Raw genomic sequence first — 15,939 nt, forward strand, 5'->3', positions numbered from 1 at the left:
GCGCATGGGGTGTTGGCCGGTGAGATCGTCGCGGGGCCACACGTCCGCAATGCCTGCCGCCGCCATCTGAAAGACCTGCAGGACGGGCACGAACGGGGCCTGTACTTCGACCAGGAAGCGGCGGAACGCGTTTTCAGCTACTTCGAGGGCGTCCTCAAGCTGAGTGAGGGGCAGTTCGAAGGCAAGGCCTTCCAGCTCCACGCATCGCAGGCCTTTGTACTCGGGTCCCTGTTTGGCTGGAAGAGAGCGGACGGGCGGCGGCGCTTCCGCCGCGCCTACATCGAGCAGGGCAAGGGCAACGGGAAATCCCCGATGGCTGGCGGCATCGGCCTGTATGGCATGACGGCGGACGGGGAGGCTGGCGCTCAGATCTACGCCGCAGCCGCGAAGAAGGAGCAGGCGGGCATCCTGTTTGCCGACGCGGTGAAGATGGTCAAGGCCTCCGGCGCACTGATGAAACGCCTGGAGTTCTCTGGCGGCGAGGGCCGGGAATACAACATCGCGCACCACAAGAGCGGGAGCTTCTTCCGGCCGGTATCGCGCGACACCGGTAAGACGGGCTCGGGCCCGCGTCCGTACTTCGTTCTGGCCGATGAGGTCCACGAGCTGCCGGATCGCAAGACCATCGAGATGCTGGAGCGTGGCTTCAAGTTTCGGCGTCAGCCCCTGCTGTTCATGATTACCAACTCCGGCAGCGACCGGAACAGCGTGGCATGGGAGGAGCACGAGCATGCGGTAAAGGTGGCGGCGGGTCATACCGAAGCGGTCAACGATCCGACGTTCATCGGCGAGCCGCTGGACGACACGACCTTCAGCTATGTCTGCTCCCTCGATGAGGGCGACGACCCGCTGGAAGATCCAACGTGTTGGGCGAAGGCCAACCCTCTGCTGGGGGTGACGATCACCGAGGAATACCTCGCAGAGGTGGTTGCGCAGGCAAAGGCGATCCCCGGCTCGTTGAACGGTATCCTTCGCCTGCATTTCTGCATCTGGACTGATGCGGAGACAGCGTGGATGGCGCGGGCGACACTGGAACCCGCGCTGGTCGATTTCGACGTGGCCGAACACCACGGCAAGCGCATCTATAACGGTTTGGACCTGTCGCAGGTTCGAGACATAACCGCGATGGCTTCGGTGGTGGAGACGGGGGCGGTTGAGGTTGAGGTCGAGGTAAAGGGCCAGAAGAAGATCGTTTCCAAGCCTACCTACGATGCTTGGATCGAGGCCTGGACCCCCGGCGACACGCTTGCGGCTCGGCAGCTGCGGGACAAGCTGCCCTATGAGGTATGGGCTAAGTCCGGGCACATCCATGCGCCGCAGGGCCAGTCGATCAACTTCCGGCACGTCGCGCAGACGCTGTCGGAATACAACGACAAGTTCGAGATCGGCCTCGTCGCATACGACCGCTATGCGTTCCTCAAGTTTGAGAACGAGGCCAACGAGATTGGGCTTTCGTTGCCCTTCGCCGAGCACCCCCAGGGCGGTACCCGCAAAGGTAAGCCGCTGGAAGATGCGGTCAAGGCTGCCAAGGCGCGCGGAGAGCCGGCCCCCGAAGGCATGTGGATGCCCGGCTCACTGCGATTGCTTGAAGAGGCTCTGCTGGAGGGGCGCATCCGCCTGAAGCGAAACCCAGTCCTGGTTTCCGCGCTGATGAGCGCGGTGGTGGAAAGCGACAAGTGGGAAAACAAGTGGCTGGATAAGGCCCGGTCCATCAACAAGATCGACGCCGCAGTGGCGCTGTGTATGGCGATAGGCGCGGCGAACGCAAGTGGCGGTGAGGTCATCTCCGTCTACGAGAAGCGCGGCATCAGATTTCTATAAGGAAGCCAATGAGCAGGTTCAATGAGAACTCCATGGCTGCGCTGGATCGCATCTGGCGCGGAGACCATGGCGGCAAGCCGGTGCGCGCAGAGTCGCGGCAGTTCACCGGAATGGATGATCCGGCGCTGCTTGAGTTCATCCGGGCAGGTCAGGGTGGGGCACACGACAGCTTCCAGCTGCGGAACATGGCGGTCCTGCGCTGCGTCTCGCTGATCTGCGGAACGGTCGGGATGCTGCCCATCAGCCTGATAGAGGCTGGCCCAGAAAAGCGTGTAGCGTCGGAGCATCCAGTCCACCGGCTGCTGAAGCGAAAGCCCAACCCCTGGCAGACGCCGCTGGAGTTCAAGCGGCAGATGGAGCTGGCGAAGCAGCGGCACGGCGACGCCTATGCGCGCGTTGTGTGGTCGGCCGGTCGCCCCATCCACCTGATTCCAATGGACCCCTTGGCGGTCCGCGCGGAGCTGGGCGACGACTGGAAGATGATCTATCGCTACAACTCCAAGAAGCGTGGCGAGGTGGTCCTGAAGCAGGAGGAGGTATTCCACCTGCGGGACCTGTCCATCGACGGGGTGACGGGCCTGTCGCGCATGAAACTGGCGGACCGGGCAATCCGGCTGGCGCTGGATGCAGAGCGGGCCGCGAGCCGGATATTTGAGACCGGCAACATGGCCGGTGGTGCCATTGAGGTGCCGAACGCGCTTAGCGATACGGCATACAACCGCATGCGCGAGTCACTGGATACCGATTACGCCGGGGCCGCGGCGGCCCAGCGCTGGATGCTCTTGGAGGAGAACGCCAAGGCCAACAAGTTCGGCAGCACTGCCCAAGAGGCCCAGCACGTAGAGAACAGGAACGCGCAAGTTGGAGAGGTGGCGCGTTTGTTCGGTGTGCCCAGGCCGCTCCTCTTCATGGATGACACGAGTTGGGGCAGCGGTATCGAGCAGCTGGGAATCTTCTTCCTGCAGTACACGATGCTGGAGCACTTCACCAACTGGGAGCAGGCCATCGAGCGCACGTTGCTCCATGAGCACGAGCTGGAGCATTACCAGGCGAAGTTCAATGTCCGGGCGCTGATGCGGGGAACGCTCAAGGATCAGGCCGACTTCTTCGCCAAGGCGCTGGGGGCTGGCGGCACGAAGCCGTGGCACACGCAGAACGAAGTCCGCGGCCTGCTCGACTACCCCGAATCCGATCAGCCCGGCACCAATGAGCTGCGAAACCCCATGACCCAAAAAGGAAAGCCCGATGAGCCTCCGGCAGCTGCCTGAAATCCGTGCCGAGCGGCGGCTCGGTGCCGCCCAGTTCGATATGCGTCCCGACGCGCTGGAGCGCTGGGAGCCTGAAGTTCGCGCCGCCGGCAATGCTGCGAACAGCATCTCGATTTATGACTCCATCGGCGAAAACTGGGAGGGAACTGGCGTCACCGCAAAGAGGATCAGCGCCGCCCTTCGGGCCATCGGCGAGAAGGACGTGGTGGTGAACATTAACTCGCCCGGCGGTGACTTCTTCGAGGGTGTTGCCATCTACAACCTGCTGCGCGAGCACCAAGGCAAGGTGACCGTCCAGGTGATGGGGCTGGCCGCGTCAGCAGCCTCGGTAATCGCGATGGCCGGCGACGAGGTACTGATGGGCGACGGGTCGTTCCTGATGATTCACAACGCGTGGGCGGTGGCCATCGGCAACAGGCACGACATGGCCGACGCGGCAAAACTGTTGGAGCCCTTCGACGCAGCCATGGCCAAGGTCTACGCGGCCCGCTCGGGCGTCACCGAGGCCGAAGCCGCCCGGATGATGGACGAGGAGACCTGGATCGGCGCCGCCCAGGCGGTAGAGGACGGTTTTGCCGATGGCCTGCTGGACGGAGCGGCCGCCACCAAGGATGCCAAGCAGGCAACGGGTGGCCGCAAGGCTCTTGCCTTGGTCGAGGCGGCGATGGCCAAGGCAGGCCACTCCCGCTCCATGCGGCGCGACACCCTGAAATCGCTGTTCAACGGCAAGCCGAGCGCTGCCGAGTCCGCCACGCCGAGCGCTGGCGGCAACGAAACCTCGGCTCTGTTGCAGGGCCTTCTCGACAACATCAAAGCCTAAGAGGCCAACACATGACCAAGATGACCCACGGCCGCGTCCCACGCGGCCTCGTTTCCGTGCACGCCGATGGTGGCGGCCAGCCCGAAGTGAAGGCGCTGGTTGAGTCGCTGAACAAGGCGTTCTCCGACTTCAAGGCCGAGCACACCAAGCAGCTCGAAGAGATCAAGAAGGGCAATTCAGACGCTCTGCAGGCCCTGAAGGTCGACAACATCAATGCCGACATCACGCGCCTGCAGGCTGCCGTCGACCAGGCCAACACCCAGATGGCCGCCTTCCAGATGGGCGGCGGTGCAGCCGGCGGCGGCCTGGCCGATGCCGAGTACAGCGGCGCGTTCTCGGCACACTTCCGCAAGGGCGAAGTGCAGGCGGCCATGAACAAGGGTGTGGCCGATGACGGTGGCTACCTGGCCCCGGTTGAGTGGGACCGCACCATCACCGACCGTCTGGTGATCCTTTCGGATATGCGCCAGTTGGCCAACGTCGTACCTTGTTCGGGAGCGGGCCTGACCAAGCTGTTCAATATGGGCGGGACCGCGTCCGGCTGGGTCGGCGAAGAGGACGCGCGCCCCGAAACCGCCGGCCCGAAGTTCAAGTCGCTGGGCTTTGGCTGGGGTGAGCTGTATGCAAACCCGGCCGCGACGCAGCAGCTCCTGGACGATTCGGAGATCGACCTGGAAGCATGGCTGGCCGGTGAGGTGTACGTGGAGTTCTCCAAGCAGGAAGGCGCAGGCTTCTTCGCCGGCAACGGCGTTGACAAGCCGTTCGGCATCCTGACCTACGTTGAAGGCGGTGCCAACGCTGCGAAGCACCCGTTCGGTGCGATCAAGGCGGTGAACAGCGGTGCGGCAGCGGCCATTACTGGCGATGGCTTGATCGACCTGGTCTATGACCTGCCGTCGGCATACACGGCGAACGCTCGCTTCGCCATGAACCGGAAAACGATGGGCTCGGTGCGCAAGCTGAAGGACACCGAAGGCAACTACCTGTGGCAGCCCTCGCTGATTGCAGGTCAGCCGTCCACCCTGCTGGGCTTCGCGGTGCAGGACGTGGCGGCCATCCCGGACGTGGCGGCCAACGCCATCGGTGCGCTGTTCGGTGACTTCAAGCAGACCTACACGGTCTACGACCGCAAGGGCGTGCGGGTGCTGCGTGATCCGTTCACCAACAAGCCGTTCGTTCACTTCTACACCACCAAGCGTGTGGGCGGCGGCGTGCACAACCCGGAGCCGATGCGCGCGCTGAAGATCGCCGCGTAACCGGGTCGAAGGTCGATAACCAAGGGTGGGCGGCTTCGGCCGCCCTCCCTGCATGGAGAAGTCATGAGCAAACTGACCAAGCTTTTTCGCGGCGTGCGCGATGGCGAGATTTACCCAACCGAGTTCGCGGCCGGCGACGAGTGCCCGCCCGAGCTGGAAGCCGGCGCCCGCGCGTCCGGCGCGCTGGCCGATGGCAAGTCCTCGGGAGGCCCCGACCAGGAAGAAAAGGCGGAGCTGATCGCCAAACTGGAAGCGGCCGGCATCACGTTCGACAAGCGTTGGGGCGTGGACAAGCTCGCCGCCGCGCTGGCCGAAGGCAAGAAGGACTGACATGCCCATCGTCTCGCTCGCACAGGCCCGCTCGCAGGTGCGAGTCGAGGCCGACTATCCGGCGGAGCAGCTGCAGACTGCAATCGATGGTGCGGTCGATGCCGCCCAGGCGTATCTCAATCGCCGCATCTACGAAACGCCGGAGGCGCTGGCTGATGCGCGTTCAGCATACCCTGCCGGCGTCCGGGCCGCTGCCACGGCGCGCACTGAGGCGCTGGCGGCAGCCACCTTCATCGAGGATCGGGACGAGAGGGCGGCCGCCATCCGCGTGGCCGACGTGGCCTATGAGGAAGCGATGGCAGAGGCTGGCGCGTGCATCCACGGCATTGTCGTGAATCCGAGCATCGTCACGGCCATCCTGCTCACCATCGGGCACCTGTATGCGAACCGCTCGGACGTGGTTGTCGGTGCGCCCGCAGTGGAGCTTCCGCAGGGCGCCAAGTCGTTCCTGCACCACTATCGACGGAGGATGATGCCGTGACGCTGCACGACGGCGATCTACAAACCCGCATCCGGTTCGAGCGCAAGACCGTGGAACGTGACCCACTCGGCGGCGCCGGCAAGCCTCAGTGGTCCGAGGTGGTTTCGGTCTGGGCCAAGGTGACCAACAACCTGGCCGCGACGACCGAGGCAGTGGCCGCCGGCGCTGACCGCTACCGAGAGCAGGTGCGCATCGACATCAGGCCGCGCGAGGTCGATCCGCAATGGCGGATCGTGATGCGTGGGCGGCACTTCGACATCAAGAGCATTGCCCCGAGCAACGACCGGAGCGAGTTGGCGATCATCGCCATTGCGGGCGTGTCCGATGGCTGAACGCATCGAGATCGAGGGGCTGGATGGTCTGCTGAAATCGCTGCGCGGCCTGCCGAAGGCTGTCCAGGGTAAGCCGCTGCAGGCCGGCATGCGCGCCGGTGGCAACCTGATCCGTGACGAAGCGCGGCGCAGGGCCCCCAAGGCATCCGGCGCGATGGCGCGCCGGATCGTCACCCGCCGCGCGAACGCGAAGAACCGGCGCAAGGCGGGCGTGGGTGAGGGGGGCGAGTACTACACCGTCGGCGTGATGCTCGGCCAGCGGCGGAAATACGCCAACACCAAACGCAACCAGCGGATGCGGCGCGTCGGCAAAAGCTACCGGCCGGCGAGCGACGTGTACTACTGGCGCTTCAAGGAGTTCGGCACCAAGAAGATGCCCGCCGAGCCATTCCTGACGCCGGCAGGCGAGGCGAAGGGGCCGGAAGCGGCGCAGGTCGTAATCGACGCTACGTGGAAGGCCATCGACAAGTACACCAAGGAGACCGGCTGGCGATGATGGTTCCCAGAATCCAAAGCATCCTGCAGGACTCGGCCGCCGTGCGCGCGCAGCTGGGCGACCCGGTCCGGGCGTTTCCGGGCACCGCGCCCGCCGACACGCCCATGCCCTATGTCACCTGGGCGACGGTCCACGGCTCGCCGTCGGCCCAGCTGTCCGACCCGCCCCCGGCCGATGGCTGGCGGGTGCGGCTCACCGTCTGGGGCGCCGCGCTGTCCGAAGCCAACGCGGCCGCCGTGGTGATCCGCGACGAGATCGAGCGGCGCGGGAGTATCGAGTCCTACAACCCGCCGCCGGACGACGACGAGACGGGCGCCTACGGCATCTCGTTCGACGCGCGGCTGCTGCAGCTGCGCTGACCGAATCAACGGCAATCCACCGGCCCCGCAAGGGGCTTTTTTCATGCCCGGCGACGGGCGCAATACAAGGAAACCCCATGGGTCAGGTAATCAAATCCAAGCATTCCCAGCTGTTCGTCGCCATCGCGGCCACCGAAGTGATCAAGGTCACCCGCCTGCGCAGCGTCGGCTTCCCCGATGGTCAGGCCTCCGAAATCGACATTTCGGACTATGACGACGAGTGGGATCAGTTCGTTGCAGGCCGCAAGCAGACCGGCAGCACCAGCATCGAGATCATCTACGACAGCGTGGATCACGAGGAGCTGGAAGAACTGCACAAGACCGGTGCTGTCGTGAACTGGCTCGTCACTGCGCCGCTGTCCGAAACCGAGGGTGCGGCCAAGCCGGCTGCTGTCGGCGGCATCATCACCCCGCCCACCGACGTGCTGTCCAAACAGTTCGACGGCTTCGTGCAGAACTTCGCCGTCACCAGCCAGGACAACGATGTGTGGAAGGCCACCATCACCATCCGCGGCTCCGGTGCCGTCACCACGCACCGCCCGCCGGCCGGCCCGTAACCGGCACCTACGGCATGCACCCGGCCCGCTTCGGCGGGCCTTCTCTTTGGCAGATCGTGCGGAACCTCCGCGTGTTCGCGGTGCGCGGCCCGCACGGTCTGCCGCCAGTACAAGGAAACGGCCATGAGCAAGACCAACGAAACCACTACCCCGGCGGTGATCGACACCACCGTCACGAAGTCCCTCCTGAATGCCTTCCAGGACTTGGGCATGTTCGCTTCGCCGGACGTGCGCCCGGACACCATCGAACTGAGCCCCGGCGTGACCGCTGAGTTCTGCGTTCGTGAGCTGCCCGACGCGGAGTTCCGGAAGTTGTGGGCCGATGGCGACCGCGCCAAGCTGATCGCGGCGACCATCTGCGATGCCGATGGCAAGGCGATCATGTCGGTGGAGGACGCTGCGCGCCTGAAGCCGCCGGTTGCTGCCAAGTTCCAGGACGTGGCGCTCAAGCACGCCGGCTTCGGTGAGAAGGCGGCTGCGGCGGCGGAGCAGGCGGGAAACGCCTAAGCCGCAAGGGCGAGGAGTGGTTCTGGTGCGTCCTGTCCGTGACGTACCACCGGCCCGTCCAAGAGCTGCGCGCCACGATGTCGCGGCGCCAGTTCCTGGAGATGTGGGAGTTCCACAAGCGGAACCCCATTGACCCGGTGAGCCTGCACCAGAAGCCCGCCGCGCTTGTGGCCTACACCGTCGCCGCACACAGCCCGGCCGGCACCAAACGCCAGCTGGCCGATTACCTCGACTCGCTGGTGCCCGTCCTGGACGAGGACGACGCGCAGGCATGGTTCGATTCCCTATGAGTGAGACCTTCGGGCGGTTCGCCGCCGTTCCCATCGGCCCGGCGCTGTCCGCGCGCGATAGCGGCCTGACCCTAGCCACGACGGCGGCGGCCGACATCAACCGCACGGCGCGGTCGGACATTCCCCAAGACGCTGGCACGGTGGGCGTGGAGTTCGCCGTATGGGGTGACGATGCCCTGCAGGCGGTCGTGGGCGTGGTCAACGCCGGCGCGTCGCTGTCGGCCGTGCTGGGCTCTGCTGGCGGCATCGGCTGGAACCTGGCCGCCGGCACGTTGCGCGTGGGCGGCGCCACGGTGGCTTCTGGCCTGCCGCTGGTGCTCAAGGGCGACATGGTGGGCGTGGAGCTGGTCATCGGCTCGCCCAACACGGTGCGCCTGTACCGCAATGGTGCGCTGGTGCACGCCGGCTCGGCGGCGCTCGCTGGGCCTCTGTACTTCGCCGCGTCGCTGGGCGCGAGCAAGGCGGGCGGCCTGGTGCTTGCGGTCAACGCCGGGCAGTGGGTCGCCAGCGGGCCGGCGGCGGCGTCGGGCTGGCCCCTGCGGCGCCCGTCCACCGCGGCGCCGAGCATCGCCGATGCGGATTTTCTGACCGCGCCGGGCGACACCCCAGCCAACGCCCGGTACGAGGGCTTGCTGGCCGAGGGCGTGACCATCATGTCGGCGCTCGACTTCTGGGTCTGGGGCGGCAGCGCCACGCAGACGACCGTAGCGGACTGCCTTGTCCACGACGCTGACGGGCTGCTGGATGACCTGGCCCTGTCGGGCGGCGCCGGGCAGCCGGTGTCCATCCGGCAGGGGCCGGCGGGCGGCATGCTCGCCGACACCGTGGCCGTGGGTCGGTTCGTGATCGATCGCGTGGAGATCGCCGGCGACGGCGACAAGCGGCTGGCGCTGCTGGACGCGCACGCGGACCTGGACGACCCGATCACGCGTGCGGTGTTCCTCCCGAACATCCCCGGCCTGGCTTGGAGTGCGCAGCCGGTGGTGATCGGGGCTGTGGCAAGCGTGCCGGCGCTGGGCGCCAATTCCGATGGCTCGGCGCTGTTCCTGGCCGATGGCCCAATGAGCGTGTCGGCGGTGATGGACCGCGGCGACCTGATGGAGCCGGGCACGTTCCAGCTCGCGCCGGGCGGGCAGCAGCTGCTTATGCAGTCGCCGCCGGTCGGCCCGGTGGTCGCCGACGTGTCCAGCATCGGGACCGGGCAGCAGCCGGCGACGCTGCGGCAGGCGCTGGGTGACGTGTTCGGCCGGCTCGGCAAAGCGGCATGGGCTGCAGGCGACGCCAGTGGCATCGACACGGCGACCCGCTACGGCGGGGTGGGGTACTACTCCCGCGACGCCGTGACAGCGCGTGCGGCGCTGGGAGCGATCCTGCCGAGCTACGGCGCCGGCATGTACCAGGCTGCGGATGGAGTGCTGCGCGTCGCCCGGGTGGTTGCGCCTGAGTCGGTGGCGGTGCCGGCGTTCGAGATCATCGCCGGCGACCTGGCCGAGGATCTGATCGCGCTGCCGGACGATGCGCCGAACCTGACCCGCCGGTTCGCCTACCGCCCGAACGCCCAGGCGCTCGGCACGGGCGATCTCGTCACCGATGTGGTGGACGTGCCGCAGGCGCGCCGCGACGAGCTGACGGCGCTGTTCCGGGGGCAGGTGTACGCCGCCGGCCCGCTGCACCCGCACTACCGGCACGCGGACGTGGCCGCGCCGTTCGTGTCGCTGTTCTGGCGGCAGGCGGATGCGCAGGCCGAGGCCGACCGGATCGTGGGGCTGTACGCGGTGATGCGGCACTTCTACGTGCTGACGATCCGCGGCGATCAGGAGCTGACGGTGCAGCCGGGGCAGGTGGGGCGCATCACCTATCCGCGGTACGGCCTGCCGGCCGGGAAGAACGTGCTCGTGCGCAGCGTAGAGCGCAACCCGGCCACGGGGGACGTGGTGCTCAACGTGTGGGGCTGAAATGCTGATCGGGTACGGAATGCCGGCTGTCCAGTCGGTGGCGCTGGTTGGGGGCGCGTGGCTGACCGCCGACGCCGGCGCCGCGCTGTTCGACGGGAAGCCGGCTCGACGCGCGCGCATCGCCAGGACTGGCGCGCTGTCGATCAACATCACCTTCTCCGGCACCATCGTGCCGCGCATCGTCGCGCTGTTGGGCCTGTCCCTGCCGCCTGGCGTGCCGATCTCGGCCGCCGGCGCCAGCGGCGTTACCGTGCGTCTCCCCGATGGATCGGTGTGCGCCTGGCTGTTCCTGACGGGCACCGCATCGGTGGCGTCGGTGTCCTTGGGGATCGACACCACCGCGACGACCGTGGAAGTGGGCGAGATCGTAGTCCTGCGCGCCGTGGACGTGGGCATCGCCGACGGCTGGGCCGTTGCCACCATCGACACCAGCGTCCACACGCGGACGAAGGGCGCCCAGCTCAACACCGTGGAAGGGCCGCGCTATCGCCGCTTCACCGGCAACCTGTCGGTGCGGCCCACCGAGGTGGCGCACAACGGCGGCCTAGCCGGCACGGATTGGGATGCGGTGGTGCTGGCGCTGCAGGGGCGCCGCCGAGGCTGCATCGTGCCGGAGTACAGCCGGACGAAGGGCGGCCCCATCGATCCGGCGCTGGCGGCCCGGTCGGCGATCTACGGCGCTGCGTCAAACACTTGGAGCGTGGAGAACGTGAGCGGCCGGTACTTCTCGGGCTACTTGGAGTTTGAGGAAGTGCCCGCGTAGGTGGCACCATGCCCCGACCAACGGACAGGAATGGTAAAGGGGGATGCTGTGCGAATAATGGCGATGATTGCGGGAGTACTTCTGTTGGCTGCATGTAGTGGCGAGAGGTCGTCCGACGGGAAAGGTGCCGTGGCGCAAGATTCGGCTGAGGTGATTGCCGCTCAGCTCGCAACACTCACGGCTGTTGTAAACAACGCCGAGATGGACCCCGCGTCAAGGCGAACCGCCGTTGATTCAATCCTCTTAGTAGCCCCTGGTAGTGATGCAGCGAATGCAGCGCGTGCGATGCTACCAGCGATAAACGAGGCGGAACGCATCGCCAGTATCGGAAAGCAATGGGCTTACCGTTTTGACGCGGACAAGATGAGTGGTGAAAGTATGGCGATTGCGAGCGTCGCCAGCAGCAACACAATTTCCCTGGATTTTCCATATGCTGGGGCTCAGCGCGGCCGGATTGGTCTCCGCAATCACCCACGATGGGGGCGGGATGTAATATTTTCTATCGAGCGTGGTCAGATTCCGTGCAGTAGCTGGGATGGCTGCTCGGTCAAAGTTAGATTTGATGATGAGAAGCCATTTATTGTCGGTGCAAGCAGGGCGGAAGATGGAAGCACGGAAGCGGTCTTTCTGAGAGGGTATGCGAGCCTTGAGCGAAAGATTCGCGCATCAAAAAAGATGCTCATCGAGGTGAATATCTATCACGGAGGTAGCCCGATTTTCGAGTTTGATATAGACGGCTTCGATCCGCAAAGGATGAAGCCGCGAGGGTAGTCCTTTCAATCAAGCGACCATGGGCCCGCGTAGAGCGGGCTTTTTTATTGGATACGATATGAGTCTGTACACCCTTACTATTGACCTGCTGTTGAAAACGGGGGGCTTCGAACGCGATTCCGGCAAGGCGGTTCGCCTCACGGAGCGGAACATGGCTCGCCTCACTACGGCGGCCAAGGTGGCCGGTGCGGCCATTGGGACGGCAATCGTGGCGGGGACAACGGCGACCATGGCTTGGACGCGCGAGGTCGCCACCCTCAGCCGCGAAATGGACAACTTCGCCAGCGTTTCCAAATCCACGTCCGTTGAGTTCCAGCGCATGGCGGTCGGCGCCGAGACCGCCGGCGTCGGCGCGGAAAAGCTCGCCGACCAGTTCAAGGACTTCAACGAGAAGGTAGGCGAGTTCCTTGCCACCGGCGGCGGCGGGATGAAGGACTTCTTCGACCAGGTGGCCCCGAAGATCGGCATCACGAAAGAGGCGTTCCGGGGACTGTCCGGGCCGCAGGGGCTGCAGCTCTATTTCAACTCGCTGGAGAAGGCCGGGCTCAGCCAGGAGAAGATGAGCTTCTACCTGGAGTCGATGGCATCGGACACCACCGCCCTCATCCCGCTGTTGCGCAATGGCGGGCAGGGTTTCAACCGCTGGGCTCAGGCCGCAGCGTCGGCCGGCGCGATCATCGACGGCGACACCAGCAAGGCGCTGGCGCGGCTTCGCGACGTGACCACGGAAGCGGGGTTGGCGTTCCGCGGCATCAAGGTGCAGGTGGCTGAGGGCGCGCTGCCGGCGATGCAGGACTTCGCGGACCTGGTGACGGATCAGGGCTTCAAGGATGGCATGACCACCATCACCACGGGCGTGATCGAGGCCACGACCGGCATCCTTGGCTTGGCCTCCGCAGCCGGCAACGCCTACAGCAAGCTCCAGGAGCTGGTGACGCTGCAGCTGGGCGGCTTCGGTAACGCCATGGGCGGCGAGTACCTGGCGGCCCAGCGGAAGGAACTGGAAGCGGTCAATGCGGAGCTTGCCAGTCGGCGCGGCGCTGCTGGCGTTGCCGGCGCCCTGGCCGCGCGCGCTGCAACCACGCCGGCCCGATTGGTCGGCGCCCAGGGCATTGCGGGCAGCTCGGATGCCGAACTCCGCGAGCGCGCCGCCAAGCTGCGCGATCAGATCGAGTTCAACGAATCAGTCTTCGGCGACCCGTCCAAGATGCGCGTGTACGTGTCGGACCGGGATGCGATGCCGGAATCGTTCTTCAAGCCCAAGCCCGAGAAGCCCGACAAGCCGACGAAATCAGCGACCAACGCGGCAGCGGAAGACATGGAGCGCTACAGGCAGGAGGCCAAGCTGGCGGCCGCCGCGATGGATGGTCCCCTGGCGGAGGCGATGGTGAAACACGAGCTGCGCATGGAGGAAATCAACAAGCTCCTGAACACGCACAACATCGAACAGGCTGACGCCAGCGTTCTCATGGTCGATAGCGCGAACACCTACGCCAAGGCCATGGCGGAGATCGAGAAGGCGCAGGCAGCGCCCGCCGCGTTGCTCTCCACAATGGAGCAGGAGGTCCAGCTTCTGGGAGTCGCCGGTCCGGCGCGCGAGCTGTACCGCCGCCAGATGCAGAACGAGGCCGACATGCGGGAGCAGATCAACCGCGTGATGGAGGCCGGCGCCAAGTTCAGCGAGGATGAAATCGCCCTCCTGATCGCGCGTGCTCGAGCACTGGCCGGCGTGTCGATGGAGATGGAGGAGGCGGCGCGTGCGACTGAGGACTGGCAGCAGATCGCGGTGGATGCGGCCGGGGGCGTGGCCGATACCTTCGCCGATGTGTTCGACGGCCAGATCAAAAACGCGAAGGACTTCTTCTCCGAGTTGAAGGACGTGTTCAAGCGGGGATGGTGGGATGTGGTTCGCACCGGGCTGCAGCAGCAGTTCGTGAACCCGATCCAGAAGGCCATCCAAGGCATGCTCTCGGGGCAGGGCTTCGCGGGTGCTGGTACCGGCTACGCCGGGCTGGGCTCGACCATTGCCGGCGGCATCGTGCAGGGGGCGCAGCGTGCCGGTATTGGAAGCCTTGGCATCGGCTCCACCATCGGTGCCGCTGCCGGCTCTATCGGTGGCTTCGGTAACAACGTCGCCGGCTTCGGCGGCTTCCAGGGCCGGATGTACGGCTTTGGCGGCGTGGCCGGAGCGCTGGGTGGTGGCGGCTCGGGCTTCGGCATGCCGCCAGGCATGGGGTGGTTCGGCAAGTCGCTGCTGACCGGCGAGTTCGCCGGCGGGCTCCCCTATGCAGGTGCCGGCCTTGGCCTGCTGGGCGCCTACTACGGCCTCACGCAGCGCGGTAGCGGGGGCATGTCCAGCGTCCTTGCCGGCGCGTCCTACGGCGCGCTGGGGCTCGGCGTGGGTGGTGCCATTGCGGGTGGGATGGGGGCTATCGGTGCTGGCGTCGGCATCGGTGGCATTGGCGCTGGCGCAGCGGCCGGCGCAACCGGCGCGATGGGGGCCATCGGCGCGGCCTCGTGGGTGCCGGTGGTGGGCTGGGCGCTGGCGGCCCTGGCTGTCGTGGACAAGATCAGCGGCGGCAAGGTGTTCGGTACGAAATACAAGACCGACAGCAGCCAGCAGACCATCGACGTAAGCGAGGCCGGCGGCGTCGCCTCGGCCACCGCCGAGCAGAGCCGGCAGAAGGCGTTGTTCGGCGGCAAGAAGCGTCGGACCATCGACGTGGACCCAGGGCAGGAAGCCCGCGACGCGGCCGCCGGCATGCACGAGGTGTTGGCGGCGTATGCCAAGCAGCTGGGCGTGACGTTGCGGCAGGACGCCGCGGCCCTGGTGGGCGGCTCGTTCTCCCAGACGTACGACCGGAAGGGAAACGTCACCGGCTCGCGCTCGACGGTCCTGGGAAAGAGCTACGACGAGGACGCCGAGACCTTCCAGAAGCGGCTCGCCGCCGAGCAGGCCATTGCCGCGGTCGGGAAGGTCGACGGCCAGGCCAGCAAGATTGCCGAGGACTGGCGCAAGTCCGCGGAGCTGCTGGAGGAGGGCGCCAACTTCTTCGTCACCGCGGCAGTGGATGCCAGGAACGGCCTTGACCTGTGGACTGGGATCGGGCTGTCCGCGCTCACCGACTACGCGGAGAAGATGCAGGCGGCTGATGAAACCCTGAGCGCGGCCTACACCCGGCTGGCGGGCACGGCGAAGTCTTACGGCACCCTGATGGCGGACATTGCCACGCAGGTAATGACGGCGGACTTGTCGGGCTACCAGCAGCAGGCGTTGAACATCGAGCGCACGTATCGGCAGCAGGTGAAGTCGGCCAACGACTACGCCAAGGCGCTCGGCTTGTCCGGCGCCCGGGCGGAGGACTTGGCGAAGATCGAGGAGCTGCGCGCGCTGCAGATGGGCAAGCTCCAGGCGCAGATCGAGGCCGACAAGAAGAACATCAAGTACGGCTTGTCGATCAGTGATCTATCGCCGTTGACGGACCAGGAGAAGCTCTCCGAGGCGATGCAGGCCCTGGCGGACGCCACGGCCAAGGGAGACAGCCAAGCGGCCCAGCAGGCGGCACAGGCGGCGCTCGGCTTCGGTCGGAATCTGTACGCCAGTGGGAAGGACTACAACGACCTGTACGGCCGCGTCACGTCGATGATCGACGGCATGAAGATCGGCGACCTTGACCTGGAGGATGGAACCTCTATGGGGCAGCTGGCCGATGCCATTGAGGCGCTACCGGAGTACTTCGGGAAAGCCATCTTCGAGGTAGCCGCCGGAGGAAAGGAGGTCCAGAAGGAGACCAACGCCAAGCTCGATGAGCAGAGCCAATTGCTCCGCGAGCAGAACCAGTTGCTCCAAAAGCTGTTGAACACCACACAAGGCGCTGCGGCAACCCAGAAGCGCGAATCCCTGAACGCATCGCTCAACGCAAGGTAAGACAT

The 15,939-nt window shown here is 66.0% G+C and carries 16 protein-coding genes; all 16 read left to right on the top strand.

The features are described from left to right. Positions 1–9: 9 nt before the first annotated feature. The gene (locus tag B2527_RS17000; protein WP_293716478.1) at positions 10–1,821 is read left to right on the top strand and encodes a terminase large subunit; all 1,812 of its coding nucleotides are present in this window, start codon (positions 10–12) and stop codon (positions 1,819–1,821) included. Positions 1,822–1,853: 32 nt separating this feature from the next. Beyond that, on the top strand, positions 1,854–3,089 hold the full coding sequence (locus B2527_RS17005; protein ID WP_293716481.1) for a phage portal protein: 1,236 nt from the start codon (positions 1,854–1,856) through the stop codon (positions 3,087–3,089). After that, positions 3,067–3,909: a head maturation protease, ClpP-related gene (locus tag B2527_RS17010; protein ID WP_293716483.1), complete on the top strand. Its 843-nt coding sequence runs from the start codon at positions 3,067–3,069 to the stop codon at positions 3,907–3,909. The genes B2527_RS17005 and B2527_RS17010 overlap by 23 nt, the downstream gene beginning before the upstream one ends. A gap of 11 nt (positions 3,910–3,920) precedes the next feature. Then, complete coding sequence (locus B2527_RS17015) at positions 3,921–5,165, top strand: phage major capsid protein (protein ID WP_293716485.1); 1,245 nt, start codon at positions 3,921–3,923, stop codon at positions 5,163–5,165. Between the two features lie 63 nt (positions 5,166–5,228). Further along, entirely contained in the window at positions 5,229–5,495 is a 267-nt protein-coding gene (locus tag B2527_RS17020) for a hypothetical protein (protein ID WP_293716487.1), read from the top strand. Position 5,496: 1 nt separating this feature from the next. Then, a complete protein-coding gene (locus tag B2527_RS17025; RefSeq protein ID WP_293716489.1) occupies positions 5,497–5,976 on the top strand; it encodes a head-tail connector protein in 480 nt (159 codons plus the stop codon). Next, entirely contained in the window at positions 5,973–6,308 is a 336-nt protein-coding gene (locus B2527_RS17030) for a phage head closure protein (RefSeq protein WP_293716491.1), read from the top strand. The genes B2527_RS17025 and B2527_RS17030 overlap by 4 nt, the downstream gene beginning before the upstream one ends. Next, a complete protein-coding gene (locus B2527_RS17035) occupies positions 6,301–6,804 on the top strand; it encodes an HK97-gp10 family putative phage morphogenesis protein (RefSeq protein ID WP_293716493.1) in 504 nt (167 codons plus the stop codon). The genes B2527_RS17030 and B2527_RS17035 overlap by 8 nt, the downstream gene beginning before the upstream one ends. Continuing rightward, the gene (gene gp17, locus B2527_RS17040) at positions 6,801–7,163 is read left to right on the top strand and encodes a tail completion protein gp17 (protein WP_293716495.1); all 363 of its coding nucleotides are present in this window, start codon (positions 6,801–6,803) and stop codon (positions 7,161–7,163) included. The genes B2527_RS17035 and gp17 overlap by 4 nt, the downstream gene beginning before the upstream one ends. Positions 7,164–7,240: 77 nt before the next feature. Further along, positions 7,241–7,720 carry a phage tail tube protein gene (locus tag B2527_RS17045; protein ID WP_293716497.1) on the top strand — a complete coding sequence of 160 codons (480 nt, stop codon included), beginning with the start codon at positions 7,241–7,243 and terminating at the stop codon, positions 7,718–7,720. Positions 7,721–7,843: 123 nt separating this feature from the next. Continuing rightward, complete coding sequence (locus tag B2527_RS17050; RefSeq protein ID WP_293716499.1) at positions 7,844–8,227, top strand: hypothetical protein; 384 nt, start codon at positions 7,844–7,846, stop codon at positions 8,225–8,227. Between the two features lie 77 nt (positions 8,228–8,304). Further along, positions 8,305–8,517: a hypothetical protein gene (locus tag B2527_RS17055; RefSeq protein WP_293716501.1), complete on the top strand. Its 213-nt coding sequence runs from the start codon at positions 8,305–8,307 to the stop codon at positions 8,515–8,517. Beyond that, complete coding sequence (locus B2527_RS17060) at positions 8,514–10,472, top strand: hypothetical protein (RefSeq protein WP_293716503.1); 1,959 nt, start codon at positions 8,514–8,516, stop codon at positions 10,470–10,472. The genes B2527_RS17055 and B2527_RS17060 overlap by 4 nt, the downstream gene beginning before the upstream one ends. 1 nt (position 10,473) lies before the next feature. Next, complete coding sequence (locus tag B2527_RS17065; RefSeq protein ID WP_293716505.1) at positions 10,474–11,235, top strand: hypothetical protein; 762 nt, start codon at positions 10,474–10,476, stop codon at positions 11,233–11,235. Between the two features lie 129 nt (positions 11,236–11,364). Continuing rightward, positions 11,365–12,006, top strand: coding sequence for a hypothetical protein (locus tag B2527_RS17070; RefSeq protein ID WP_293716507.1), 642 nt, complete (start codon positions 11,365–11,367; stop codon positions 12,004–12,006). A 58-nt stretch (positions 12,007–12,064) separates the two neighbouring features. Then, entirely contained in the window at positions 12,065–15,934 is a 3,870-nt protein-coding gene (locus B2527_RS17075; RefSeq protein WP_293716509.1) for a phage tail protein, read from the top strand. Positions 15,935–15,939 lie beyond the last annotated feature (5 nt).

Source organism: Stenotrophomonas sp. UBA7606 (assembly GCF_002477705.1).
Classification (GTDB): Bacteria; Pseudomonadota; Gammaproteobacteria; order Xanthomonadales; family Xanthomonadaceae; genus Stenotrophomonas.